This window comes from Rhizobium moroccans, assembly GCF_057559155.1.
In genome coordinates this window covers 88,824-113,707 of sequence record NZ_JBHFJG010000002.1, presented here as the reverse complement: position 1 = coordinate 113,707, position 24,884 = coordinate 88,824, and the positions used below count along the sequence as shown (strand labels likewise).

Below are 24,884 nucleotides of genomic sequence, written 5' to 3'. Positions count from 1 at the left end.
GCCCCGAGCAATCGGGGCCGCTTTCGCCGCATTCTGGTTGATCATTGCGCGCAGTACTGGGAGAAAACGCGGGAATTCAAGCCGCTTTTGCTCCTCCTGCTGTGCCGGGGCGAGAGCCGGTCTGCTCTGCTATGAGGGTTCGCGCCGCCTTAAAGACGGCGGCTTACCAATTTTTCCGCCGAACCGCTGAAGCGGCCCGGAGAAAAATGAGTTCCTCCGCGCACCACCGACGGCCGCTGACGCGATCCTGACCCCGGCCCGATTTCACATCCGTGGGCGTTATCTTTTACACTATCCAAGGAAATAGTGATTATACCTATGCAACAATAGAGAAAACCCATATGCCCAAGCCAAGCGGTTCCTATTCAACCAGCGACCTCTCACGGAAGTCGGGCGAGATCATTGCCGAGGCCCTACGCCATCCGGTAACCATCACCCAGCGGAACAAACCCCGTCTGGTTGAATTTATCAGCCGCCACATGTCTGCCACCGAGATCAGCCGGTTCCGCTGAGCTTGGGTTTCGCGATAGTCTCATCGCTACTGCGCCATTTTGACGAAGCGGTTCGGCTTGGTCGACGCATTCATCTCCTTCCGCCGGAAGTAGATCGCGCGCCCGCAGCGAATCGGGCTGTGGCCCTGGACGACAATGATCTGTTCGTCCTTTCGCATCGACTGGGTGATCTCATGCGGCATGATCAGCGGCCGGCGCTGGAAATTGACGCTCTCCGATTTGCGCGATGCGCCGTTCTTCGTGTCCCAGCCGATATTGCGGGAACTTGCCTTCACCTCCACCGTCATCTCACCGCATTGCGCCGAGACATTGCGCGCCGTGTCGAGCGCCTTGATCGCGGCATAGCTTGCGAATGCGCAGCCATCGATCCACGACGTTGCACCATCTTTCCCGAAATGCCGCTCCAATTGCCCGACCGACTGGTACATCAGCATCATGCTGACGCCATATTTGCGGCCGCGGTCGCGCGCCTCCTCCAGCACCCGCATGTAACCGAGCAGATCCACCTCATCGAGCATGAACAGCGCCCGGCGCCTGAAATCGCCATCGGCCTGCACCATTGCATTGATGAGCGAGCCGATGATCACGCGGCCGATGCCTGGATAGGAGCGCAGGATCGATGCCGGAATGTTGAGGAAAACGTCCTTCTTGCCCATAACGATGTCGGTCGATCTGAAGGCATTGCCACAGACGAGCGCGGCATAGCTCTCGAGGGAAAGCCACTGTGTGTAAACTGATGCGGACTGTTTTCATCGCCACCTTCCTTCTTACGGCCGCCGCCTTTCCGGCGCTTACCCTCGAAATTCCGCGCGGCGGGGCGCAGGACAGCCGCGTGCGTTTTGTCGAGTACCAGCCCTATAACATCACCCGCATCATCGGCTCGCTACGCTCCTCGGTGCAGGTGGAATTCGCCGCCGACGAGGAGATCGCGCATGTCGCGCTCGGCAACAGCGTCGCCTGGGAGGTGGCTCCGGCCGGCAATATCCTGTTTCTCAAACCGCGGGAAAACCAGCCGGTCACCAATATCTCTGTCGTAACCACCCAGCGCGACGGATCTACCCGAAGCTACCAGATGGAATTGACAGTGCGGGATGGAAAGGTGGAGGTGGGTAATGACACATACTTTTACGTCAAGTACCGCTATCCAGCCGATGAAGCGGAACGACGGCGACAGGCCGCGGCGGCGCGAGCGGTTGCCACGCAGGCGAAGGAGGCCGACAAGGTGCTGGCTCTCCATGAAGCCTTTGGCCCTCGAAACTGGCGTTACTCGGCTCAGGGTTCACAGGCGCTAGCACCGCAGTCCGTTTACGATAACGGGAAGCTTACGACCTTTGCCTTCACCGGCAATCAGGAAATGCCGGCCATCTATATCGAGAACTCGGACGGCAGCGAGAGTCTGGTGCCCAAATCCGTCGACGGCAACCTGGTTCTCGTCCATGCGATCAGCCGCAAGTTTATCCTGCGCAGGGGAGGGGACGTGCTTTGCGTCTTCAATGAGGCCTATGACCGGATCGGTATCAACCCTGCCACCAACACGACTTCACCGTCAGTCGAGCGCGTGGTCCGGACCGAGGTCGGCACGGCGCAGTAGGAGGCTGTTATGGTTCATGAAGATGAAAACCGGATACCGGGCGAGCGGGCCGAAACGCACGCCGGCGGGCGGATCGACAACAATCCCGCCCTGAAGCGCGGTGCCGTTGCGCTTGCCGTCGTCGCCTTTGTCGGCTTCGCCCTGTGGTCGATGAGTGGGGGAAGGGAAAAGCAGGAAAATTCCCAGCCGGAGCGAGTGGTCATCCGACAAACCACAGACTTCGAACCAGCCAAGGAAAACATTGAACCGGTTCAGCCGCTACCGGAGGTGAAGTTGCCAATGCCTGTCGTGACCGAGGAGGCGAAAGAGGAAGATCCACTGCTCGACGCGGCGCGCCGAGCGCCCGTCATCGCCTATAGCGGCGGACAGAGAAACACCAGATCGCGCCGTGAAGCCGAAAATCCTGTCACTTCGGCGGAGAGCAATTTTCTGCCGCTTGATGGAAACACGATGGGCCAGAATACCGCCAACGCCGATGAAGAGCGGTTCAACGGGTTGCTGCGGCCGACCAAGCTTGAGGGGTCGCGGGCCGGTACGCTCGGCAATCGTAACTTCATCATCGCGATGGGGACCTCGATACCCTGCGTCCTGGAAACTGCCATGGCATCGGATCAGCCCGGCTTCACGAGCTGTGTGATCAACCGTGACATCCTCTCGGACAATGGCCGCGTCGTGCTGATGGAGAAAGGCACCCAGGTTGTTGGAGAGTATCGCGGCGGTTTGCAGCGAGGTCAGAAGCGCCTCTTCGTGCTCTGGAACCGCGCGAAAACCCCGAACGGCGTCATCGTCACATTGGCCTCGCCAGCGACGGATGCGCTCGGCCGGGCCGGGGTGGACGGCTACGTCGACACGCATTGGTGGGAGCGGTTCGGAAGTGCGCTTCTCCTCTCCATTGTCGGCGACGCCACCAGTTATGCCGGCAGCCGCCTGCAGGACAGCGACGTCGACGTAGAGAACATGACGAGTGCCGGCCAGCAGGCGGCGGCGATCGCTGTCGAGCAATCGATCAACATTCCTCCGACGCTGAACAAGCATCAGGGTGAACTGTTATCGATCTTCGTGGCGCGCGATCTCGACTTTTCCGGGATTTACGGATTGCGAGTGACCGAGCCGAGAAATAAAGTCCTCGACCGGACGGTGCTGGGGGACTTCAGGCCGCAGTCAACGCTCGTGACGAAGTAGGAGGCAGGAGCGATGACCGAAGGTTCTGATGCGACAGTCATTCGTGAACTACTTTCTCCGTTGGCGCGATTCCTCGGAGATAGGTCGCTCTACGAAGTGATCGTCAATCGGCCCGGGCAGGTGCTGACGGAAGATGCCGGTGGATGGCGGACCCATGATCTGCCGGAGCTTACATTCGAAAAGCTGATGCGCCTTGCCCGGGCCGTGGCCAGTTTTTCTCACCAATCAATCGATGAGACGCGACCGATCCTGTCTGCAACACTACCCGGCGGCGAGCGCATCCAGATCGTCATTCCACCGGCCACCACCAGAAACACGGTCAGCATCACGATCCGAAAGCCATCCTCGGTCACGTTCACGCTCGATGACCTAGAGGAGCGCGAATTTTTCTCCGAAACCCGGGCGACGAATGAAGACAGTTCGACGACGGACCAGGATTTGCTGGCGCTCTACCGTGCCGGTTGCTTTAAGGATTTTCTGCGGGAAGCCGTCATAGCGCGGAAGAACATCATCATATCCGGCGCAACCGGATCGGCCAAGACAACGCTTTCGAAAGCGCTGATCAGGCACATTCCGCAGCATGAACGGATCATTTCGATCGAGGACACACCCGAACTGACTGTTCTCCAACCCAACCACGTTCGACTGTTCTATTCGAAAGGCGCCCAGGGGCTCTCCACTGCCGGCCCAAAAGAACTATTGGAATCTTGTCTCCGGATGCGGCCGGACCGCATCTTGCTTCAAGAGTTACGTGACGGCACGGCATTCTCCTATATCCGCAATGTGAATTCCGGTCACCCGGGGTCTATAACCACCGTTCACGCCGACTCTCCAGAACTCGCCTTCCAGCAGCTGGCGTTGCTTGTGAAGGAGTCCGACGGTGGACGCAATTTGGGTCGTGATGACATCGACAAGTTGTTGAGGATGTCGATCGATGTCGTGGTACAATGTAGGCGAATAAGTGGGCGGTTCCGTGCAACCGAGGTCTACTACCCAGGTTGAGATTTTTAGGCTTTCCATGCAGCGACGCGGTAATAGTTGATCTCTGCGGCCGGGGCGCACTATCTCATAACGAAATTCGGTATGGATGCTGGGAGACCATTATAATGGTGAGAAGGATAGTCCCATACCTTCAGCTCACAGCTGTGTTCTTTGTAGCGGCGACGGCAGTCCGGGCAGAGGTGCCATTTGAACGCATTACTGTTGAGCGCGGGCCATGCCTTGGGACATGCCCCGTTTATCGCTTCGTGATGAATTCAGACGGGGTTGGCCTGTTCGACGGACGAAAATTCACAACGGCGAGTGGCGTGCATCGCTTTGCCATCACGCCCGAGGAATGGTCATCCTTCGAAGCCGCCCTAAGGCCTTTTCGCCCACGTGGCACAGAAGACATCACGCGTGGCCATCCGCTGTGCGCGCGCATGGCGACAGATCACCCCATGGTCTCCGTTACATGGGAGGACGGTGATGGCATCGATCACCTCAGGTTCAATTTTGGCTGTCGCAATGAAAAAACTGAAGCCATGGCCGACGCGTTGGCAAACGCTCCCGATCTTCTCCCGCGCCTCGCCGATCTAATCGAGCGGGTTCGCTTGGAGGAAGGGGAGCTCCATCACCGAGAATAGCTGAACCCTGCATATCTGATGAATCCAAATACCTATGCAGCCGCAACGCCTCTTGCCTTGTCTTGAGTGTTGTGTCGATCAGTTCCGCCGCCGCGCAAGCGCCGGCTCCAACGCCTGACCGGAACGATGACTTTATCGAGACGAGAGATCACTTTCGAAGGATCGTGCTTTGCCCGTCTGCGGGTCCAGTTCGCATGTGAATTTGAAGGAGGTCCAATCATTTCCCGTCCGCACGTCGCCTGAACCACTGAGCAGGTGATTGTCAGTGAGGTCCAGAGTGCGAGGATCATCGGTGCCAAGAAATACGCGATCCGCCTGCTTGTTCCACTTTTGTAGTTCGCTCAAGGCAAGGGGCCGGCAGATGAACTCGGCCACCTTCTTTGCGTCGGACCAACCGGCAGCAACTGCACGCTCCTCGGGTGCTTTGAGTTCCTTGATTTGGGAAGCGATCATCGCCTGCTGGGCTTGCGACAATTCACCTGCGGCCTTTGCTGGTGTCAGGATCAAGGCAGATCCAAGCAGCAGTGCTCCACCGAAGATTGACTTGGCTTTTTGCATCGGCTGGTCTCCTTCCGTTGAGCCGCCTATGTAGACTGTCTTGTTTTTCGACAGGTTAACCAGCCAGGCACTGGCACCCGATGGAGCAGCTGTTCACAGAACGGCACGACAAAACCATAGATCAGCCAATCGCGACTTTCAATTTTTGCGATTATCTCAGCCTAGTGAAAACGTTAAAAAGATCGCATCCTGCTGCTTGCGCAGTCTCAAGAGATGCGAGTTTGGATCGAGCTCGAGATGGCTGAGCGCTATTGCCTCGCCCTCGCGCACCGGCTTTGCAAGTTTGCGATTAGCTACGAGATAGAACGGTGCCGGTGCGTCGGCAGCAAGCGGGGCTGCGGGAATAAGTGCCGATCCGACATTCTCTATCGCATGATGATGACCGGTTGCGGAAAGCAAAGTGCCGGCCGGCAGATCCGTTTCAGCAACTGCGATGAGGTCGAGACGAGGTTTAGGGTCCGGCGCGCCGCTCGACCGTTTGAGCAAGACTGCGTCGAGGATGCTGGTCGACGCCTCGAGGCCAAGAAGGTGGCGCGGAAGATAGATCATCGCGGTGTCGCCGGTACGGCTCAGGATGTGTCCCTTCTCGGCCAGCATCTTCCAGCTTTCGGCATCGCGGCAACGCACGACGACGAAGACGCCGCCGGCGAAGCTCACTTCACCCGGTAAACGCAGGCAGTGGAAGACGTCGAGGCGTCGGTCACCGCCGAGAATGCCGCCTTCGTCGCGCGTGGAAAAGATCGTCGGGACCTCTGTGATGCGCGCGATCGGGCAATGGAAATCCGGCCGGTCGGGAAAAAGATCGATGGAATGGCTGACCACGCCCATTTCGCAGAGATCGGGAACGGCTCGTTGCGGCAGTGCGGCCGCCGCCCTGGCGCGGGCGGCTATCAGGGTTTCGATATCGGCATTGCCGAGATCCAGGAGATGCGAAAACTCCGGAACCGAGATGGTTTCGCCGTTGCTCGTCAAGGTCGCCGTGGCCGGGTCGAAGACGAAGTCGTATTCACTTGCCTTACCAGCCGCGACAATCTCGAATCCTAGCAATTCCGCCCAGGTAACAAGATCGATCAGAAGGCTCGGTTGGTCTCCGTCCACGGGTGTGACGACCACCCCGCGTTCGGCGGCAATGTGGGCGAGGCCCGGTCCCACCACACTGTCGACCTCCTTGCTGACCAGCGCGACATGGCGGCCGTTCGAGACGGCCATGTCGGTGTGGCGGGCGCCTGCCTCCGGATCGCCGGTTGCCTCCACGAGCAGGTCGAAAGGCAGGTCAATGACATGGGCGAGATCGCCCGCCGCGATAGTGCGACCGTCGGCAAAAGCCCGCGCAGCCTTTTCGGCATTTTCACAGATTGTAATGCGAGCGTCTGGAATACCTGCCGCACGAAGCGCAGCTGCCGCCCGGGTCGGATCCATGTCAACGGCGATCCGGATATCCAGGCGCGGAACGCGGTGGGCAAGCAGGCTGCGGCCGAAGGCACCCGTTCCGACCAGACAGACGGATGCTTTGCCGGAGGCGGGATAAAGAGCGTGACGATACATCGGAACTCGTTCTCAGCTTGCGTTGGAAGGGTTTTGACGGCCGCGTCGGATCAGGTTACGAAAACCCATCACTTTCCCGATCAGCGGCCAGCCGAGCATAAGGATGCCGAGCCCCATGATGCTGGCGACGAGCGAGTTCGACCAGAAGATCGTGAGAGAGCCGTTCGACATCAGCATGGATTGGCGGAACGCGTCCTCGGCCTTGTCGCCAAGCACCATGGCAAGCACCAGCGGCGCGATCGGATATTCCAGCTTCTTGAACACGTAGCCGACGACGCCGAAGATCAGCACCAGCCACATATCGAATGTGGAATTGGCGATCTGATAGGCGCCGGAGAAGATGACGGCGACGATGATCGGTCCAATGATGGCGAAGGGCACGCGCAGAATGGCGGCATAGAGCGGCACGGTGCTGAGCACGAGCAGGACGGCAACGACATTGCCGAGATACATTGAGGCGATGAGGCCCCAGACGAAATCCGGACGATCGATGAAGAGCATCGGTCCCGGCGTTAGCCCCCAGATCATCAGTCCGCCCATCATCACCGCCGCGGTGGCCGAACCTGGAACGCCGAGGGCTAGCATAGGCAGTAGCGCGGAAGTGCCGGCCGAATGGTCCGCGGTTTCCGGACTGACGATGCCGCGTGGATCACCCTTGCCGAACATCTCGGGATTGCGGGCGAAGCGGCGGGTCATGCCGTAGGCCATGAAGGAGGCAGCCGTCGGGCCTGCCGGCGTGATGCCCATCCAGATTCCGATCAGTATGGATCGGCCGATCGCGATGGCGTGCCGGGGAATTTCAGCCATTGTACGCAGTACGTCGAGTGGGCGGATACGGGCCTTGATGCCTTCGAAGCGGAGACCCTCCTCCGTGGTCAGCAGGAGTTCGCCGATGCCGAACAGACCCATGACCGCCACCAGGAAGGACACGCCCTTGATGAGGTCGGGAACCCCGAAGGTGAGGCGAAGGCCGCCGGAGATCGTGTCCATCCCGACGGTTGCGAGCGCAAAGCCGAGCATCATGGAGACGAGCGTCTTGGCGGGCGCGTTGGCACCCATGCCGATAAAGCTGGCAAAGGCCAGGAAATAGACCGCAAAGAATTCGGGTGATGAGAACTGCAGCGCAAAGCGCGCGACCCAGCCGGAAAGCAGCGTAATCATGATCACGCCGGCGATCGCGCCGATGCCGGCCGACATGAAGGCCAGGGTGAGTGCGCGCGTCGCCTGACCGCTGCGAGCCATGGGGTATCCGTCGAAAGTGGTGGCGACGGAGGACGGTTCGCCCGGAATGTTGAAGAGGATCGATGTCGTCGAGCCACCGAAAAGCGCGCCCCAATACATGCAGGAGAGCAGGATGATCGCCGAGATCGGGTCCATGGCGAAGGTGAGCGGCAAGAGGAGCGACACGCCATTCGGCGCACCGAGCCCGGGCAATACCCCGACGAGAATGCCGAGCATCACACCCACCACCATGATGGCCAGATGATAGCCGCTGATGACAGTGGCGAAACCATCGAGCAGATGGCCGAAATTCTCCATGAAACTTCCTCCCAAACGATATCGACAGGCCGCCCTGCGGCGGCCCGCCCGCCTAGTAGATGCCGAGCCAGTCTTCTATCGGACCCTTCAGCAGCGGCACCTGGAACGCGATCTCGAAGACGCAATAAAAGGCAGCGGTGACCGCCGCACCGGTAAGGGTGGCGATCCACCAGCGATAGCGGCCCTGCCAGATCATCGCGGTCGAAACGTAAAGCAGCGTCGCGACGTAGAGACCGAGCAGAAGGGCGCCGACCATGAAGCCGACGAGAGGCAGGGCAAAGGCCAGAACCGGCCGGGCGCGCTCGCTATCCAGGAAAATCTCCCTGCTCCAATCCTTAACGAACGCTCGTATCAGATTCGCCAGGCTTCCCAGGATGATGAGAAGCCCGATATAGAAGGGAAAGTAGCCAGGCGCCGGTCCGGTTTCGGTCCAGCCTGTCCCGATCTCGGCGGCGCCGTAGCAGACCGCTCCGCCCGCCGCCGCCGTGGCGATCGCGGTGGCGATCTCCATTGTCCGGCGGCTGAGATGTCTTTTGCTGTCTTCAGCCATGGCAAGCTCCTCCAACTTGGATGGTTACCTGATGAGCCAGCCTTCGCGCTCGAGCACCTTGGAGACGCTCGCTTTGTCCTTCTCGATGTAGGACTGGAATTCCTCGCCCACCATGAACTGTCCGGTCAGGGACGTCTTGGTGAGATATTCCTGCCATTCGGGCGTCTCGGTGACTTTCTTCAGCACGTCACGGTAGAAGGCGATGACATCTTCCTCGACACCGGCAGCCAGCCATACGGTACGCGGCATGCGATAGTTTTCAAGCGCGATGCCGGCTTCCTTGCAGGTTGGGATATCGTGCCAGCCCTTGCCGTCGTGAACAGCGTCGCTCTGCGGGAAACGGTCCGGCCGGAAGACGCAGAGCGGCTTGACCATGCCGGCCTGCCATTGGCCGCGGTTTTCGTTCGGATTGTTGACGTTGGCATCGATATGGCCGCCCGCAAGCTGGGTCGTGGCCTCGCCGCCGCTCTTGAAGGGAATGTAGCGAAACTCGGCTCCGACCGCTTCAGCCAGAGACGAGACGAGGATCTGGTCGGTATCCTTCGACTGGCTGCCGCCGAACTGGATGGCGCCCGGCTTTTCCTTTGCGGCCTTCACGAAGGATGCGGCATCGTCGAAATCAGATTTGCCGTTGACCCAGATCAGGAACTCGTCGAGTGCCATGGCGGCGACCGGCGTGAGGTCTTCCGCCTTATAGGGAACGGCCGCCACGCTCGGAAGCAGATATTCGTTGTTGGTGCCGAAGGTGAGCTTGTGGGGGTCGCCTTTGTAGCCGGCTGCGTAGACGAAACCTTCCGCGCCGCTGCCGCCGCCCTTGTTGGTCACGACGATCGAGGCGTCCATCAATTCATGCTTGGTGATGATCGACTGGATTGTTCGCGCAAAGGTGTCAGTGCCGCCTCCAGGGCCCGAAGTGACCACGAACTCCACAGGCCTCTTGGGTTCGAAAGCCAGGGCCGGCGTGGCAACCGCGACCGCCAGTGTGACGGCGGAGAGATATTTCAGCATGTCAATTCCTCCCTTTCAACATCGGCGCCCTCCAGCGCCTCCGAGATTACTTTTTACTCAAGCGGGGACGCGTCTCCGCTCAGCCATTCTTGCGGCAAGTAGCACCGCCTCGCGCGCGGCCCCGACATCGGCGATGCCGCGTCCGGCGATGTCGTAAGCAGTCCCATGTGCGGGCGTGCACAGCGGGAATGGTAGCCCGCCGATCATGGTCACGCCCTTGTCGAAGCCCATCATCTTCATCGCGATCTGGCCCTGATCGTGGTACATGGTCAGGACAGCCTGAAAACCTTCCTTGAGGCCGCGCAAAAACACCGTATCTGCCGGGAAGGGGCCGTCCACATCCATGCCGAGAGCTTGAGCAGCCTTGACCGCCGGCTCGATGATTTCGATTTCCTCCATGCCGAAGCTGCCGCCGTCGCCAGCATGCGGATTGAGACCCGCAACAGCAATGCGTGGTCGATCGAAACCTGCCTGCCGCAGGCAATCCGCAGTCAGCTTCAACTCGGCAATAATGGCGTCCTGCGAAAGGTGGGAAGCCACCGCGGAAAGCGGGATATGCGAGGTTACGCGTGCGTTCCATATGCGCTCAAGCACATTGAATTCACGCATCTTGCCGGGATAGCCGAGCACATCTGAGACGAAGCGGATCTCATCGTCGTAGCCGGGATAGGCGTAACGCATCGCTTTCTTGTTGAAGGGTGTGAAGCAGACGCCCTCGGCGCGTCCTTGATGGGCGAGTTGCAAGGCGAAGCGAAAATTTTCGACGGCGAACTGGCCGCCTACAAGCGTGGCCTCGGAGAGCGTCACGTCGACCGGATCGAGATGCCCAAGATCGACGAAAACATGCCTGCCTACCGGATGGTCGGGAATGCTGTCGCGGGATACGACCTGAAGATCGAGATCGACGCCTGCTACATCGGCACCTTTCCGTAGAATGCGTGCGTCGCCGACGACAATGAAGTGGCAAACGTCACGAAGTTCGGGGAGGGCCAGTACGCGGGCCGTCAGTTCCGGGCTGATTCCCGCCGGATCGCCCATCGCCAAAGCCAGTGTCGGACGTCCTGCAGCCCGCGCTTCGATACCAAGTGCGTTCACTATGTCTGCCTCCCTAGCGTTGCGCCCTCCAGAGCGCATTCTGTATTCTGTATACAGGATTATGCGTGCATTGTGAAGACCCCTTCTGATGGCGTAAGATGATTTGGACAAAGCACACGCAAACCGAGGATCACCCTGTGGATGGCACGGCCGAAAGAACAGTTGGACGCGGAATTATCGAACGGCAGTCGCTCCACCAGGAGATCGTCAGTCGGCTGCGGGATATGATTATCGAGGGCGAGCTGCAGCCAGGGGAGCGGCTTTACGAAATCCAGCTCGGCGAATCGCTCGGCGTGTCGCGCACTCCGTTGCGCGAAGCATTGAAGTCGCTCGCAAGCGAAGGTCTGGTGGAATTGATCCCGGGCCGCGGTGCAGTGGTCCGCCAGTTCACCCGCAAGGATGTGCACGACATGCTCGTGCTGATACGCGCGATGGAAGAGCTGGCGGCGCGTCTTGCCTGCGAGGTGGCGAGCGATGATGAGATCCGCCGTGTGCGCGAGCTCCACGACCGCATGAGGGCGCACTACGAAGCCGGCGAGCGGATGGAATATTATAGGCTCAACCAGCAGATCCATACGTCCCTGGTCGCGTTGGCCGACAATCCGCATTTGTCGGCTTTTCATGCCACACTGCAGGCTCGGCTGAAACGAATCCGCTTCATTGGTCACGAGGGACCGGAGCGGTGGGCAGCAGCCATGGCAGAGCACGAGGACATCGTCGCGGCACTGGAAAAGCGCGATGTGGAGACGCTCGTCGCGATCATTGGCAAGCACCTGCATAACGCCTGGCTACGGGTGCGGGACGCTGTCTGAACGGGCGAACCAATTTCGCGCGCTAGGTTATAACCTTCTATTGTAGATGCAGCACGCCCGTGATCTCCGGAACGAAGGAAAACACTTTCTGAAGAGAGGAGGTTTCGTCGGTCACCGCCTCTCGCGCCAGCCTTCCTGCGGTCTCGCCAATAATGCGGCGGGGTGATCTGGAGGTAGCAATCCTGACAGGTAGCGCCTGGGCGAGGTCCAGCCCGTTGAAGCCAGCGATCAGGATGTTCGCGGGAGTTGCAATGCCGAGTTCCATGCAGGCGAAGAGGCCGCCGGTCGCCATGTCGTCATTGGAATAGTAGATGCAGTCGAGATCAGGGGCAGTTGCTAACATGGTGGTTGTCAGCCGCTTACCAAGCGCGATTGAAGAGAAAGCGTCGTCCTGTTGCTGTTCGACGAAACCGAGGCCATTTTCGCGCAAGACGCGTTCGAAGCCCGCCTTGCGCTTGCCCGCGCGCAAATCCCTGTCAAGCGCGCTTCCGATATAGCCGAACCGTTTACGGCCAGCAGCGAGCAGCGCCCGTGCCATGTCCTCTCCGGCCTTGCCGTGCGAGAGCCCGACGTTGAAATCGACGGGCGTGCCGTCGAGATCCATGATCTGGATCACCGGTATCGCGGCACTCTGGAGTATCCTGACAGTCTCTTCCGGCTGGTCGAGGCCGGTGACGATGATAGCGGAGGGTTGCCAGGAGAGCATGTCTCGGATGATTGCGTGCTCTTTCACTGGGTCGTAGTCGGATATGCCGAAAACAGCCTGCATCCCGGACCCTTCCAGTGCAGCCGAAATGCCCGCAAGAACTTCGGGAAATACGATGTTCGACATGCTGGGTACGACGACAGCGACCAGATTGGTCCGCTGAGAGGAAAGCGAAAGTGCCAGGCGGTTTCCGACATAGCTGAGGCGCTCGGCAGCATTCAGAACCTTCGCACGGGTTACTTTGGAGACATCGCTGGCCCCACGAAGCGCCCGGGATGCCGTCATCTTGCTGACCCCGGCTTCGGCGGCGACTTCTTCAAGAGTGGGTTTGCGCATCCCGTTTGGATCCCCCGATTGCCGCTGATTTCTGCAAGCGCGGCTCCCTGTCATAGGACGTTTTGCGGTCAAAGGGAAATGGCGCGCTATTGACATCCACCGGTAAAACGGTCGATGGTATCGATACCGGTATCGGTAACAATGGCGGTTTAAGCGGAAAGGAAGCTCCGTGAGGGATGTGAGGCGAGCAGCCGTCATAGGCTTGGGATCGATGGGCTGGGGTGCTGCGCTTTCCCTGCTCAGGTCGGGCTTTGCTGTAAGCGGTTGCGATGTGCGTGCCGATGTGCTGGAGCGCTTTGCACAGGCGGGCGGCCGTGCCTGCGCCACGCCCGCGGCAGCCGCAGAGGCCGCTGATGTGGTCTTCGTCTATGTCGTTAACAGCAAACAGGTCGAGGAGGTGCTTTTCGGCTCCAACGGGGCGATCGAGGGTGCGCGACCCGCGACAGTCTTCCTCCTCTGCGCTACCATGGCGCCGAGCGCTTCCATAGCCATTGCGGAGAAATTGGAGGCCGCGGGCATGCTGGTCATCGATGCGCCCGTTTCCGGTGGGCACCAGCGAGCGCTGTCGGGCGAGATCACAGTCATGGCATCGGGTTCGGACGAGGCGTTTTCGCGAGCGTCTGCCGCGTTGGATGCCGTGTCCGCCAAGGTTTTTCGTCTAGGAGATCATGTTGGTCCTGGCTCCCAGATCAAGATGATCAACCAGCTTCTGGCCGGGGTGCATATCGCCGCAACCGCCGAAGCCATGACGCTCGCAGCAAAGAACGGGATCGATCTCAAAACCCTCTACGACGTGCTGCGGGTTTCCGCTGGTTCCTCGTGGATGTTCGAAAATCGGGGCGAGCATATTGTCACCGGCGACTATACCCCGCGCTCGGCCGTGAACATATTTGTCAAGGATCTCGGCATCGTGACGAGCGAGGCGCAGAAGGCGGGTGCTGTGGCGCCGCTCGCCACCGCGGCGATGCAGCTTTTCCTGGAGGCTGCCGAAGAGGGGCTCGGACTGGAGGATGATGCCGCCGTCGCGAAAGTCCTGGCGCGCAAAAGCGGTGCCGTCCTGCCGGGCATGGAGGGTTGAGCGCCATGGGCATCGTGCTTGGCTGCATAGCGGACGACTTTACAGGTGCAACGGATCTTGCGGCGCTTTTGGCGCGCAGCGGCTTACCGGTATCGCTGCGCATCGGCGTGCCGTCCGAAGAGCAGAACAACTCCGATGCGACGACTTTTGAAGTCATCGCGCTGAAGAGCCGGACGGCACCGGTACGGGAAGCGGTTGAGCAAGCCCGCCAGGCCTTCTTGTGGCTAAAAGGGGCCGGCGCGACGCGGTTCTTCTGGAAGTACTGTTCAACTTTCGACAGCACGGCCGAGGGCAATATCGGACCGGTCGCGGAAATGCTGATGTCGGAGCTCAACGCTGAGCAGACGATCTATTGCCCGGCGTTTCCGGAAAATGGCCGTAGCGTATTCATGGGCCATCTCTTCGTCGGAGAGCAGCTTCTCTCCGAAAGCCCGATGAAAGATCATCCGCTGACCCCCATGCGCGACTCCAGCCTGCCGCGTCTTCTTGGCTTCCAAGTGCGGGGCAAGGTCGGTCTTGCCAACCGGCAAGTGGTTTCTCAAGGCCCGGAGGCGTTGAAAGCCAGGCTGCGGAGCCTTGCCGAGGAGGGCGTGCACCATGTGATCGTCGATGCTGTTTGCGACGACGATCTCCGGTCGATGGCGGCCGCCACGGCGGAGATGCCACTCCTGACGGGCGGCAGTGCCTTCGCCGGCCAACTTCCGCGCTTTTATGTAGAGCAGGGCATCATTGCATCATCGGCCACCGCGCCAGCCGTGACCGCTCCCATGGGCGGGCAGATTGTCCTGTCAGGCAGCTGTTCGGCTATGACGCGCAGGCAGGTCGCCCATTATGCGCAATGGAGCGCCAGCCTCCGGCTCGATCCGATCGCCCTTGCGAGAGACGGTGTGGGGGTAGCGCGCGAGTGGTTGCAGCGGCAATCTCCCGATGCCCCAAAGCTGATCTTCGCCACCGCCGAACCCGCCGAAGTGCGTCAGGCCCAGGAAAAGCTCGGGCTCGAAAAGGCAAGCCAGGTGGTGGAACAGGCGCTGGCGGAGCTGGCGCGGGAAGCTTTCCGGCTCGGCATTCGCCGGTTCGCCGCCGCTGGCGGCGAGACCTCCGGTGCGATTACGCAGGCGCTCGGCATTACACGGCTGGTGATCGGGCCGGAGATTGCACCGGGTGTTCCCTGGACCTTTGCCGACGTAGAAGGCGAGCGCGTGGCGCTTGCCCTGAAGTCCGGCAATTTTGGGAACGAGCGTTTCTTTGAGAAAGCGTTCGAACTTCTGGAGGGAGCATGAGCGAGGAAGCCCGCCTCAGGGAAGAAATCTGCCTCATGGCGAAATCACTTTATGACCGGGGTCTGACAGCCGGTTCTTCCGGCAATATCTCCGCGCGCCTCAGTGACGGCCGGCTGCTGGTGACCCCGACGGGGAGTTCTTTCGGTCGGCTCGACCCCGCCCGGCTTTCCTGCTTCGACCGCGACGGGCGTCTGGTTGGCGGCGACAAGCCGACCAAGGAGATGCCACTTCATGCCGCTTTCTATGAAACCAGGCCGGAAAAAACAGGTGCCGTGGTGCATCTCCACTCCTGCCATTCCGTGGCGCTCTCGCTGCTGCCCGGGATCGATGTCGACAACATGCTGCCACCCCTGACGGCCTATTCCATCATGAAGCTCGGCAAGGTGAAGCTGCTGCCCTATTACATGCCGGGCGATCCCGCCATGGGCGATGCGATCCGTGGGCTTGCGGGCAAGCGAAGCGCCGTGATGCTTGCGGCCCATGGACCGGTGGTCGCGGCTAAAGACCTCGAAGCGGCGGTCTATGCCATCGAGGAACTCGAAGAGACGGCAAAGCTTGCGATGCTGACGAGAGGCGCCAACCCCTCGCTGCTCAGCGCGGCGCAGATTGCCGATATCGTCCGGACCTATGACGTGGAGTGGGATTGAGCATGCTGCGTTTCTCCGCCAATCTCGGTTTCCTTTGGCAGGAACTTTCGCTTCCCGATGCGATCCGGGCCGCAAAGCGGGCCGGCTTTGATGCCGTCGAATGCCACTATCCTTACGACGTCCCGGCTGAGGCGGTGCGGGGTGCGCTTGAGGAGGCGGGCCTCACCATGCTCGGCCTCAATACCATCCGGGGCAATGTAGCAGCCGGCGACAACGGGCTGGCCGCTGTGCCGGGGCGGGAGGTCGAGGCGCGCCGGGCAATCGAGCAGGCGATTGGCTATGCCGCCGCGACAGGCACGCTAAACGTCCATGTGATGGCGGGAAGGGCGGCTGGGGAGGATGCCCGTTCCACTTTCATCGCCAACCTGCGGCATGCCTGCGATCTTGCCGGCCGCGCAGGTCTCGGTGTGTTGGTAGAACCGCTCAACCACCGCGATGCGCCTGGTTATTTCCTCCAAACCGCGGAGCAGGCGCTGGAGATCATCTCCGCTGTAGGGGCTGCGAACATCAGGCTGATGTTCGATTGCTATCATATGCAGATCAATCAGGGCGACTTGACCCGCCGTCTGCAAACCTGTCTCTCTTCCATCGGGCACATCCAGGTCGCCGCGGTTCCCGATCGTGGCGAGCCGGATCATGGAGAGGTAGATTACCGGCACATTCTGCGCTTTCTGAAAGAGCAGGGATACAATCAGCCGATTGGAGCGGAATATCGGCCGGCGACCACCACGGAGGCGGGGCTCGGCTGGCTGACGGCTTATCGATGAAAGAGGCATGCATCGGCTGGCGTGACAACTCGCTGACCACGAGTGCAGCAAGAAGGTCGCCGGCAGCTGGTATCGAAGAGGAATTTGGGAGGGACTGAATGAGTGAGACTTCTTCGAACGGAAGGGGCAAGATAGCGCTGGTGACCGGCGGGGGAACGGGTGTCGGCCGCGCGATCAGCAGGGCGCTCGGCTCGGCCGGGTACGCCGTCGTCGTTTCCGGACGGCGAGTGGATGTACTGGAAAGGGCCGCGGCTGAACTGGCGGAGGAAACCGGGGCGGAATTCCTGGCAGTCCCAGCCGATGTCGGCGATCCGGCTTCTGTGCGTGCGCTATTCGACGTGATTTCCGACAAATACGGGCGGCTCGATCTCCTCGTCAACAATGCCGGCATCAACGTGCCGACGGTGCCGATGGAGGAACTCTCCTTCGAGCATTGGAACGCCATCCTCGGCGCCAATCTCACCGGCGCTTTCCTCTGCACCCAGCGGGCGTTCCGGCTGATGAAGAGCCAAAGCCCGCGCGGCGGCCGCATCATCAACAACGGCTCCGTCTCGGCCACCACGCCGCGGCCGAACACGGCTCCCTATACGGCGACCAAGCACGCGATTACCGGGCTGACCAAGTCGACGGCGCTCGATGGACGGGAATTCGATATCGCTTGCGGTCAGATCGACATCGGAAATGCCTCGACGGACATGACGCGGGCGATCTCGACCAACATCCTCCAGGCGAACGGGAGTTATGCGGCCGAGCCGACGATCGATGCTTCTCATGTGGCCGATGCGGTAGTCTACATGGCCCACCTGCCACTCAGCGCCAACGTGCTGACGATGACGGTGATGGCGACCAAGATGCCGCTCGTGGGGCGGGGATGATGGGCCGGGGGCGTTAAGAGCGTCTTCGCTACCCTCAATCCGAGTTCTTCCACCCCAATCGCATCGGCAGTATCGGAAATTTGAAAGAGGGGATTGAGGACTATGTCCGCTGTTACACTAACGATCTTAATCTTGCCACGTGTGCTTTGATTCCCAAAAACCGGGCCATTCATAACCGGAGTTCCGCGGTAATTTCCCGGCTGGGAGAGGGAGTGGAAGCATGAAGTATTGATGTTCTCGGACGCTCAGAAGGCGTTCATTTTGAAGCAGGGTGATGATGCGTGCCCGGAGGCGGGGGGCAGCCAGGTGACCTATTTTAATTGGCGCAAAAAGTATGCAGGCTGGTGCCCGATGAGAGGCGCCGTCTGAAGGCGTTGGAAGAGGAGAACTCCAGACTGAAGAATATCCTCGTAGATCTGATCCTCCGCCGCGAGATGCTCCAGGTTGTCATCCGCCGAGAGCTCTGAGGCCTGCCCGAAGGCGCAAGCTGGTCGACGGAATGTTGCTGGGCTGGGCATATCGATCCGACGGGCCTGCCAGTCCTGAGGTTCGACACCCCGACTTACCACTACAGTCCCGGCGCACCGGAGAGGCCCCACTCGAGAGGCGGATCAAGGAGATCTGTGAGACGCGCGTGTGGTATGGCTACCGCCGTGTCCATGCCTATCTGTGTTGTGACGGATGGAAGATCAACATGAAGACACGCAGAATCTGCAGCGAGTTAGGACTTCAGCTGCGCAATAAGCATCCCAAGCGCCTGGTGAAGGCAAAGCTCAGGGAGGATCGCCAGGAGGCAGTGGGACCAAACGACGCACGGGCAATAGACTTCGTTCACGACCAGCTCGCGGCGGGCAAGAAGCTGCGCATCTTGACGGTGGTCGACACTCACTCGCGCTACTACCCTGCAGCCGATGCACGCTTCACCGGGGCGAGGATGTGGTTTAGACACCGGAATGGATCCGCGGGAAGACCGATTATCTGAAGACGACCAGGGCGAACAATGGCAGCGAATTCATCTCCTGTCATCTCGACCTTTGAGTCTATGCCAACAACGTCAACTGGATTTCTCGTGGCCCGGCAAGCCGACGTACAATGGCTTCATCGAGGCGTTCAACAGCAAGCTCAGAGCGGAGTGCCTCAATGCCCACTGGTTCCCGGCCCTTGCAGGTTCCCGCGAAAAGTTGGAAACTTGGCGTCGATACTACAATGAGGAACGTCCTCACTTAGCGATCGGATATAACGTCCCGACTGCCCTGCACAATCCCGGTGGCGAAGCCAGCCAGCCATCGTGATCAGAGCCGGAAAACTCCAGCTCCGGCGGCCCATGGTTTGGTCTCTCAGAGCAGTGGGTCTCAGGTCACAGGCTGTAACTCGTCCAACTTACGGCACCAGTTCATCGCCGGGGTTCTAACCGGAAGTAATCATGACGATCATGGAAAATCGCTCAGTCATCTGGTCCGCTTTTGCGTTGTTGGTAGGGACATATCTGTTCTTCGCTATCTTCATTTACGCAGGTCGATGGCAAGGTGATGAATTCCACACCGGTGCGATGCTAGCGAAGCAGGGCGGTGATTGGATGACCTTTAGGATTCTGTGGAGCCCCCGTCCATTCTCCGAGGCGATTCTTGGCCTTTACCTCTGGCTTGTGAATCAAACTGGTGAGAGATTCATCGCGCCATTCCTTGCGGCGCTCTGGGCGCTATTGTTGATGGCTCCGTTCCTTGGTGGGCGGACGAAGTTACCGGCGGTCCTCCTGGCGATGGGGTTGTTAATCATGGCAATCGCAGGCCGATTCAATTCGGAGGTGCTGTATTGGGTGCAGGGAGCAGTTGCGTATATTCCAACGATCGCATTCTCGCTCTTCCTGACCGCCCGCTTCATTAGCGCGCCAGAGACAGGTCGGTCGCCTAATGGGCTTGACGCGACGGCGCTAGTTTTTCTGGCTTCTTCATCTGAAACGGGAGCGTTTGTCGTACTGCCGTTCTCGGCAATGGTGCTTGCCCTGTCAGCTCATAGTGAGCGTCGGCTGAACTACCCAGCGCTGATCGCGCTCCTGAGCGCCGTATTGGTCATTTACATGACAATGACAGGTAGATTTCAAAGAGCGGAGGAGGTCTCGCAAAGCTTTACCGCCGCAGGAGAGTTGTGGTCCTCTTTCGCAGATGCGACTTTCTATTTTCTTCGGTCGGTTGTGTTTTTTGGAGAAAACGTCGCTCGCTCGCATCAACTCTGGGCTGGTCTGCCAGCCAAGGTCGCGTTCCTTGTTGGCGCAATTGCCGTCGGAGCAACTCTCCGTCCATCTAACAATCAGATGAAGGTGATCTCGGCGTGGGCGCTTAGCCTGCTATTTGCGGCGTTTCTGACGACTTTTGCGAGCTACTATAAGCTCGGAATGCCGGGTGCTCCGCGCCACATCACGATCCAGTCGTACTTCCTATGGATCGCAATCGCGATGTGCGGCGTGGTAGCGTCCCAATGGCTCCGAGCACGGGCGCCCTCTTTTCCGGTCGGTGTAATCCTTCTCCTCATCTCCGTTTCAGTGCCGACTGGGCTATCCGCGAAAGGAGCGGTGGAGGACCTGATTAAACTGGATGAGCTGGTCACATTGCGTGATGAGGTTTGGGAGGCGGGAAGAGCTACGGGAGGCGAGCTCGTCATTCATACCTGTGCGCCTGGCAAGATCGTCGGATACATCTGCCCTTATCCGCCAGCCGGTGAGTATCTTCTCGACGATGGAAAGAATTGGGTTGCCGATGCCATCCTTCGGTATTTCGGAAAATCCAAACTAGTGATGAAGCACCAGAATGGTTAAATATGAGATTGTGAGGTTTAGTTTGGTAGGGGTGGCGGCCACGGGAACACATTTGATTGCCGCCAGCATCTTTGTGGCGCTCTTCCGTGATTTCGAGGCAGTAGCTATAAACACGGTGGCCTTCTGTGTCGCGTTTGTGGTTTCTTATGCTGGACACCGGTATGTCACGTTTGGGAAGGCTGGTTCGCCTGCGAAGTTCCTCGCAACTTCTCTTGCGGGGTTGGCGGTCAACAATGCTGTTGTCTACGCCGTTTCGGCGTACGTTGATGTCAGGTTGGTGGCGATTGTAATTGGAACGCTGATCGCCCCCGGGATAGTCTTTTTGCTTTCTAAATACTGGGTATTCCGAACCAAATGACTGAACAGAAGAAACGGATCATTACTCTGGTCGTGCCAGTCTTCAACGAGCAGGATGCGGTACCGGTTTTTTACGAGGCAGTGAAACGCGACCTCCAGATACCCAATGCAGATGTGCGCATGGTTTTCGTCAATGACGGAAGTCGAGACGATACCTCGCGGGTCCTAGCTGAGCTGTTCAAGCGCGACCCTGAGCGGGTGACCGTTATCAATTTTTCCCGAAATTTCGGCAAGGAGCCCGCTCTTTTCGCCGGTATCGAACATGCTTCAGGGGATGCAGTCATTCCGATTGACGTGGACCTTCAAGACCCAATCGAAGTAATCCCGCAGATGGTAGACAAATGGCGGGAAGGCTATGAAGTTGTTCTGGCGAGGCGGCTGAGCCGCGATGTCGACGGCTGGTTGAAACGCTGCACTGCGGAGCAATTTTACAAGCTCCACAACGCAATATCTAATTCAAAAATTATCGAAAACGTTGGAGACTTCCGTCTCATGGACCGCTCTATCGTGGAAGCGGTCAAATCGCTCCAGGAGCGCCAGCTTTTCATGAAAGGGGTCTTATCTTGGGTCGGCGGCAGAACGGCTATTGTGGATTACGTCAGGGCAGATCGAAGCGCTGGTACGACCAAGTTCAACGGCTGGAAACTCTGGAATTTGGCTCTGGAAGGGATTACTTCGTTCAGTACGGTTCCTCTGCGGATATGGACATATCTCGGGTGCTTCGTCGCCGCTGTTTCGCTAATATACGCGGCGTGGATGGTCTTCGACAAGCTTGTCTTCGGGAATCCCGTACCAGGCTATCCGTCGCTAATGACGGCTATTCTGTTCCTAGGTGGTGTCCAACTTATCGGTATAGGTGTACTCGGCGAATACATCGGTCGCATCTATATGGAAACTAAGCAGCGTCCGCGGTACGTTATTAGCTCCATTCAACGCCGGGAACAGTTATAGCAGAATCGGGTTGACGATCTAAATAAATTGATCTTCCATCCTCTTCCAGAGAAACTATGGAAAACTCTCAAAAGCCTGTCTGTCGTGAGGTTCAGGTAAATTCATCTATTGAGCTTGTCGAACGCTGCCTTCCAGTAGGAACGGTTTCGGGCGCGCCTCATACGTCCTTTAAAAAGGCGAACTTTTAGAGGCTGACGGCTCGCTAAAGGCAAACGCTCATCGTTGGAACCAGGAGAGTCAGAATGAGTGAGGCTTGCGAGCTCATCAAGCTCCATCTGTGTCGGGTTGGTTACCAACCTTTCGAATGGCCTTACCCACTGATCAGACATTAGAGTAGCAGGTTCGTAGATAGACAGTAGGAACTTATAGTCGTCGAAAAATCTCCGTACACCCGATTGGACACGCATCGCTTTCTCGCGATAAGGCGTTTCTAGCTTGCTCGCGTCTTCGATGATGGGCACTATTTGCCCGTCTTCTTGGCGTCGAAGCTCCAACGCGGAGCCGTGGTCAGCTGTGAGCAGGAACTCTAGCAATTCCACACCGCCATTTACCAACAAATGCTCCCAATTTTGCGGATGGCCTCCATTGCAGAGCCAGCCTTTCATTTTGAATCCCTTAGCGGCAATATGATTGCTTGACGTCAGTGTCCCCAAATACAATCCTATTACTCGATCACGAGCCGTATAATCATTCATTGTATGAACGAACGCCTTCTGGATATTTCCTGCCCAACCTATATCTACAAGTCCTAGGTGGGCGTCTCGCTCTGGCATCAGATTAAAGTAGTCTTTATATAAATCTCTATTAATTTTGGTGGCCGCCAACGCCTCTTGGAACATGGTGTCCAGCGCGTGTTTCATGGAGAAATGATGGAAGTGATCGCGTGCGCAATGAATATCCTCTAACCCAAAAGCCGAAAGCTGATGTAAGTTTTGTTCTGCCCGAAGATTGGCATTCCTAAAAGATTTTTCAACGCTTTTGGGCGTTCGACTAGAGATAAGATACCAGTTTAAATGAGAATCCCATTCTCTAAGCCCGACTTGATATCCTATCTTGCGTGACATAAAGAAATATTTGGCGGTCACGTCAGAAAGGCCAGCCACATCTTTGCAGCTTTCAAATAGTTGCTTCAGAAGCCATCCATCACGCGCGACAAATATCAAATCTTTAAGTTTGTTTTCTCTACAGGCCTTCATTAGCCATGCGTTGAATCCGAAAAGAAGTGGGCCGAAGACGCGATAACCGATCGCCTCAAGGTTGTCTGCGGGGATGTACTGCGCAGCCTGTCGAGTATCCAGGAACGCGATGATGCTGGCAACTATATGCGCTGCCCCCTTTCCAACAGTGGGAGTGAAACGGTTATCAACCTTCCCCCAATCTGCATGAAGTGTACGGATACCGTATTCTTTGGCCCTCTTGACGTCAGCGTGGAGGTTATCGCCAACGTGAAGCCATCGGTAGTTGTCAGCAACCCCTAATGCCTCCTTTACGACTTGGAAGAGTTTGCCTGTATGTTTACTAAGGCGGTGTTCGCCGGAAACAAATATATCTAGTTGATCGGCTCCCGAAAAGCCCTTTGCTTGCAACGTATCGCGAAGCCAGTCTGAGGGCAGGTACATGTCGGAGATAAAAGCAATCCTTCTGCCGGCATTGCGATGCTCCTCGTAGACTTTCATGCCTTCGTGGCTTGCAACTAGGACATGGCGTTCAACGTCCAGTTCGATCGATTTAAGGAACTCCGTGAGTTCTTCTCGACATCCGGTTAGTAGAGAATACTCGCGGTATATCTCATCAAAGGTAACTTCGCCTTCACCGCCAGATTCATTTTGGTGGCGTATCCGGCTTCTCCTTTCCGCGTCCATTCTATCATAAGTGAAGTTCAATAGGATATCGTGTGCCAGTAGAGATCTCTCGTCTTCAAAAGCTTTGAGACGCACCAACTCGAACACATCGACAGGCGCCAACACCCGTCGGTGAAGAAGTGTATCGAAAATATCGAACGTTACCACATCAATGGGGGTGTCACCGGATCGCATGTATAATCCCCTTGATCTTCTGCCTCAGCCTTCTCTCACCATCTTTGAGAGCGTGTATGAATTCCATACGATAGTTTCGCTTGGCCCATCGTGCCGACCATATTTCATCACGGACCCTCTGGAAGTCTGACTGTAATTGGTCCTGTATTTCCATTCCTAATAGGATTGCCATCCTGTTTGTTGCCGAGCCGTTGGGGTCATTCAGGTCTGAGCGAATCCACTTATTCCGCAGTATTTGTCGATATTCTCTATGGAGGTGTCCTCCCGCATGAACCGAGTTTCCCAGTACACCATCCGCAGTTACTCGATGATGATAGAAGGCCAGAAATTCGGGATGTACCCAGATATCGTTCTTAAGTACAAAGCGCGTGTGAAAATCCCAATCTCCCAATACAGGAAGCTCTGCGTCAAACATCCCAAGCTCTTTGCAGACTTTAAGGTCAAATAAGAAAGCAATTGGAGGGAATTGGTTGCGGACGAGCATTTTCTGTATGCTCAACAACCCCTCTTCGAGTCGGTCAAACTGGCTCGCATACCACGGCTCAACTCGCTCGATCTGAACCATGTTCGCCGTGACGGTTTCATAAACGGCATTTAGGTGTGTAACAATTCCGCGAATACTCGGATACTTTTTTCTTTTCTCAAGCATGACTCCAGTTGTCACTGATAGAAAGTCCGGCGCCCAGCTGTCGTCATCATCATGAATAATCGCGTAGTCAGTTTCAAGTAATGTAATGCCAGCATTGCTTGCCGCTTCCATTCCTTGTGACGAGGAGTGATGAATAATCTGAACCCTTGAATCTGCTTCAAAGATTAGCTTAATTAGTTTGTCAACAGGGCCAGGGTCGCCGCCATCGTTGACAACGACAAGTTTCCAGTTTTGAAAAGATTGATTGCGAACACTTTCGAGCGCGCGCCTTAGTAGGACCGTTCGGTTCTTAGTTCTAGTTACGATCCCAACACTGGGACCACTGCTCGTTTTCTGCATGCTAGGATAAAAAACCTCGTGTTCGAGAGTTTGC

22 protein-coding genes and 3 pseudogenes are annotated in these 24,884 nt (G+C 57.9%); 15 read left to right on the top strand and 10 right to left on the bottom strand.

What is annotated here, in order from left to right; all coding sequences use genetic code 11:
- Nucleotides 1-341 precede the first annotated feature (341 nt).
- Nucleotides 342-461 (top strand): annotated as a pseudogene (locus ACE04I_RS02260) (type II toxin-antitoxin system prevent-host-death family antitoxin); the annotation flags it as partial.
- Between the two features lie 77 nt (nucleotides 462-538).
- Here the strand turns inward: ACE04I_RS02260 and ACE04I_RS02255 are convergent.
- Nucleotides 539-1,255 (bottom strand): annotated as a pseudogene (locus ACE04I_RS02255) (type IV secretory system conjugative DNA transfer family protein); the annotation flags it as partial.
- Here ACE04I_RS02255 and virB9 point away from each other — a divergent pair.
- The 4 genes from virB9 to ACE04I_RS02235 all read left to right on the top strand — a co-directional run bounded on the left by virB9 (nucleotide 1,249) and on the right by ACE04I_RS02235 (nucleotide 4,910).
- Entirely contained in the window at nucleotides 1,249-2,103 is an 855-nt protein-coding gene (virB9, locus tag ACE04I_RS02250) for a P-type conjugative transfer protein VirB9 (protein WP_487206488.1), read from the top strand. The pseudogene ACE04I_RS02255 and the gene virB9 sit on opposite strands and share 7 nt — an antisense overlap.
- A 9-nt stretch (nucleotides 2,104-2,112) precedes the next feature.
- Nucleotides 2,113-3,285 carry a type IV secretion system protein VirB10 gene (gene virB10 / locus ACE04I_RS02245; RefSeq protein ID WP_487206487.1) on the top strand — a complete coding sequence of 391 codons (1,173 nt, stop codon included), beginning with the start codon at nucleotides 2,113-2,115 and terminating at the stop codon, nucleotides 3,283-3,285.
- Nucleotides 3,286-3,297: 12 nt separating this feature from the next.
- Nucleotides 3,298-4,287 (top strand): P-type DNA transfer ATPase VirB11, encoded by a 990-nt coding sequence (gene virB11 / locus ACE04I_RS02240; protein WP_046793152.1) that lies wholly within the window; start codon nucleotides 3,298-3,300, stop codon nucleotides 4,285-4,287.
- Nucleotides 4,288-4,391: 104 nt separating this feature from the next.
- Nucleotides 4,392-4,910 (top strand): DUF6438 domain-containing protein, encoded by a 519-nt coding sequence (locus ACE04I_RS02235; RefSeq protein WP_487206486.1) that lies wholly within the window; start codon nucleotides 4,392-4,394, stop codon nucleotides 4,908-4,910.
- A 132-nt stretch (nucleotides 4,911-5,042) separates the two neighbouring features.
- Here the strand turns inward: ACE04I_RS02235 and ACE04I_RS02230 are convergent, their stop codons facing one another.
- From ACE04I_RS02230 to ACE04I_RS02205, 6 genes are all read right to left on the bottom strand, one after another.
- Nucleotides 5,043-5,468 carry a DUF930 domain-containing protein gene (locus tag ACE04I_RS02230; protein ID WP_046793154.1) on the bottom strand — a complete coding sequence of 142 codons (426 nt, stop codon included), beginning with the start codon at nucleotides 5,466-5,468 and terminating at the stop codon, nucleotides 5,043-5,045.
- A 156-nt stretch (nucleotides 5,469-5,624) separates the two neighbouring features.
- The gene (locus ACE04I_RS02225) at nucleotides 5,625-7,013 is read right to left on the bottom strand and encodes a flagellar biosynthesis protein FlgA (RefSeq protein WP_487206485.1); all 1,389 of its coding nucleotides are present in this window, start codon (nucleotides 7,011-7,013) and stop codon (nucleotides 5,625-5,627) included.
- 12 nt (nucleotides 7,014-7,025) lie between these two features.
- On the bottom strand, nucleotides 7,026-8,552 hold the full coding sequence (locus ACE04I_RS02220; protein WP_046793156.1) for a tripartite tricarboxylate transporter permease: 1,527 nt from the start codon (nucleotides 8,550-8,552) through the stop codon (nucleotides 7,026-7,028).
- Between the two features lie 52 nt (nucleotides 8,553-8,604).
- Nucleotides 8,605-9,102 (bottom strand): tripartite tricarboxylate transporter TctB family protein, encoded by a 498-nt coding sequence (locus ACE04I_RS02215; RefSeq protein WP_487206484.1) that lies wholly within the window; start codon nucleotides 9,100-9,102, stop codon nucleotides 8,605-8,607.
- A gap of 24 nt (nucleotides 9,103-9,126) precedes the next feature.
- Nucleotides 9,127-10,110: a Bug family tripartite tricarboxylate transporter substrate binding protein gene (locus ACE04I_RS02210; RefSeq protein ID WP_487206483.1), complete on the bottom strand. Its 984-nt coding sequence runs from the start codon at nucleotides 10,108-10,110 to the stop codon at nucleotides 9,127-9,129.
- Nucleotides 10,111-10,167: 57 nt separating this feature from the next.
- Nucleotides 10,168-11,148 carry a 4-hydroxythreonine-4-phosphate dehydrogenase PdxA gene (locus ACE04I_RS02205; RefSeq protein WP_046793159.1) on the bottom strand — a complete coding sequence of 327 codons (981 nt, stop codon included), beginning with the start codon at nucleotides 11,146-11,148 and terminating at the stop codon, nucleotides 10,168-10,170.
- A 194-nt stretch (nucleotides 11,149-11,342) separates the two neighbouring features.
- Here ACE04I_RS02205 and ACE04I_RS02200 point away from each other — a divergent pair, with 194 nt between their 5' ends.
- Nucleotides 11,343-12,017 carry a GntR family transcriptional regulator gene (locus ACE04I_RS02200; protein WP_046793673.1) on the top strand — a complete coding sequence of 225 codons (675 nt, stop codon included), beginning with the start codon at nucleotides 11,343-11,345 and terminating at the stop codon, nucleotides 12,015-12,017.
- Between the two features lie 37 nt (nucleotides 12,018-12,054).
- Here the strand turns inward: ACE04I_RS02200 and ACE04I_RS02195 are convergent, their stop codons facing one another.
- Nucleotides 12,055-13,059, bottom strand: coding sequence for a LacI family DNA-binding transcriptional regulator (locus ACE04I_RS02195; RefSeq protein WP_046793160.1), 1,005 nt, complete (start codon nucleotides 13,057-13,059; stop codon nucleotides 12,055-12,057).
- A 169-nt stretch (nucleotides 13,060-13,228) separates the two neighbouring features.
- On the opposite strand from ACE04I_RS02195, the gene ltnD reads away from it, so the two are divergent.
- The 9 genes and pseudogenes from ltnD to ACE04I_RS02150 all read left to right on the top strand — a co-directional run bounded on the left by ltnD (nucleotide 13,229) and on the right by ACE04I_RS02150 (nucleotide 21,826).
- Nucleotides 13,229-14,137, top strand: coding sequence for an L-threonate dehydrogenase (ltnD, locus tag ACE04I_RS02190; protein ID WP_082118246.1), 909 nt, complete (start codon nucleotides 13,229-13,231; stop codon nucleotides 14,135-14,137).
- A gap of 5 nt (nucleotides 14,138-14,142) precedes the next feature.
- The gene (gene otnK, locus ACE04I_RS02185) at nucleotides 14,143-15,417 is read left to right on the top strand and encodes a 3-oxo-tetronate kinase (RefSeq protein WP_487206482.1); all 1,275 of its coding nucleotides are present in this window, start codon (nucleotides 14,143-14,145) and stop codon (nucleotides 15,415-15,417) included.
- Nucleotides 15,414-16,064 (top strand): 3-oxo-tetronate 4-phosphate decarboxylase, encoded by a 651-nt coding sequence (gene otnC, locus ACE04I_RS02180; protein ID WP_487206481.1) that lies wholly within the window; start codon nucleotides 15,414-15,416, stop codon nucleotides 16,062-16,064. The genes otnK and otnC overlap by 4 nt, the downstream gene beginning before the upstream one ends.
- A 2-nt stretch (nucleotides 16,065-16,066) precedes the next feature.
- Complete coding sequence (locus ACE04I_RS02175; protein ID WP_046793164.1) at nucleotides 16,067-16,831, top strand: hydroxypyruvate isomerase family protein; 765 nt, start codon at nucleotides 16,067-16,069, stop codon at nucleotides 16,829-16,831.
- A 98-nt stretch (nucleotides 16,832-16,929) separates the two neighbouring features.
- Complete coding sequence (locus ACE04I_RS02170; protein ID WP_487206480.1) at nucleotides 16,930-17,706, top strand: SDR family oxidoreductase; 777 nt, start codon at nucleotides 16,930-16,932, stop codon at nucleotides 17,704-17,706.
- 231 nt (nucleotides 17,707-17,937) lie between these two features.
- A pseudogene (locus ACE04I_RS02165) lies at nucleotides 17,938-18,998 on the top strand (IS3 family transposase).
- A 131-nt stretch (nucleotides 18,999-19,129) separates the two neighbouring features.
- Nucleotides 19,130-20,518: a hypothetical protein gene (locus ACE04I_RS02160; protein ID WP_487206479.1), complete on the top strand. Its 1,389-nt coding sequence runs from the start codon at nucleotides 19,130-19,132 to the stop codon at nucleotides 20,516-20,518.
- Complete coding sequence (locus tag ACE04I_RS02155; protein ID WP_487206478.1) at nucleotides 20,511-20,876, top strand: GtrA family protein; 366 nt, start codon at nucleotides 20,511-20,513, stop codon at nucleotides 20,874-20,876. The genes ACE04I_RS02160 and ACE04I_RS02155 overlap by 8 nt, the downstream gene beginning before the upstream one ends.
- Nucleotides 20,873-21,826 (top strand): glycosyltransferase family 2 protein, encoded by a 954-nt coding sequence (locus ACE04I_RS02150; RefSeq protein WP_487206477.1) that lies wholly within the window; start codon nucleotides 20,873-20,875, stop codon nucleotides 21,824-21,826. Before ACE04I_RS02155 ends, ACE04I_RS02150 begins: the two co-directional genes overlap by 4 nt.
- 101 nt (nucleotides 21,827-21,927) lie before the next feature.
- On the opposite strand, the gene ACE04I_RS02145 is transcribed toward ACE04I_RS02150, so the two are convergent.
- Nucleotides 21,928-23,862, bottom strand: coding sequence for an HAD family hydrolase (locus ACE04I_RS02145; RefSeq protein ID WP_487206476.1), 1,935 nt, complete (start codon nucleotides 23,860-23,862; stop codon nucleotides 21,928-21,930).
- On the bottom strand, nucleotides 23,849-24,850 hold the full coding sequence (locus ACE04I_RS02140; protein ID WP_487206475.1) for a glycosyltransferase family 2 protein: 1,002 nt from the start codon (nucleotides 24,848-24,850) through the stop codon (nucleotides 23,849-23,851). The genes ACE04I_RS02145 and ACE04I_RS02140 overlap by 14 nt, the downstream gene beginning before the upstream one ends.
- Between the last annotated feature and the right edge of the window lie 34 nt (nucleotides 24,851-24,884).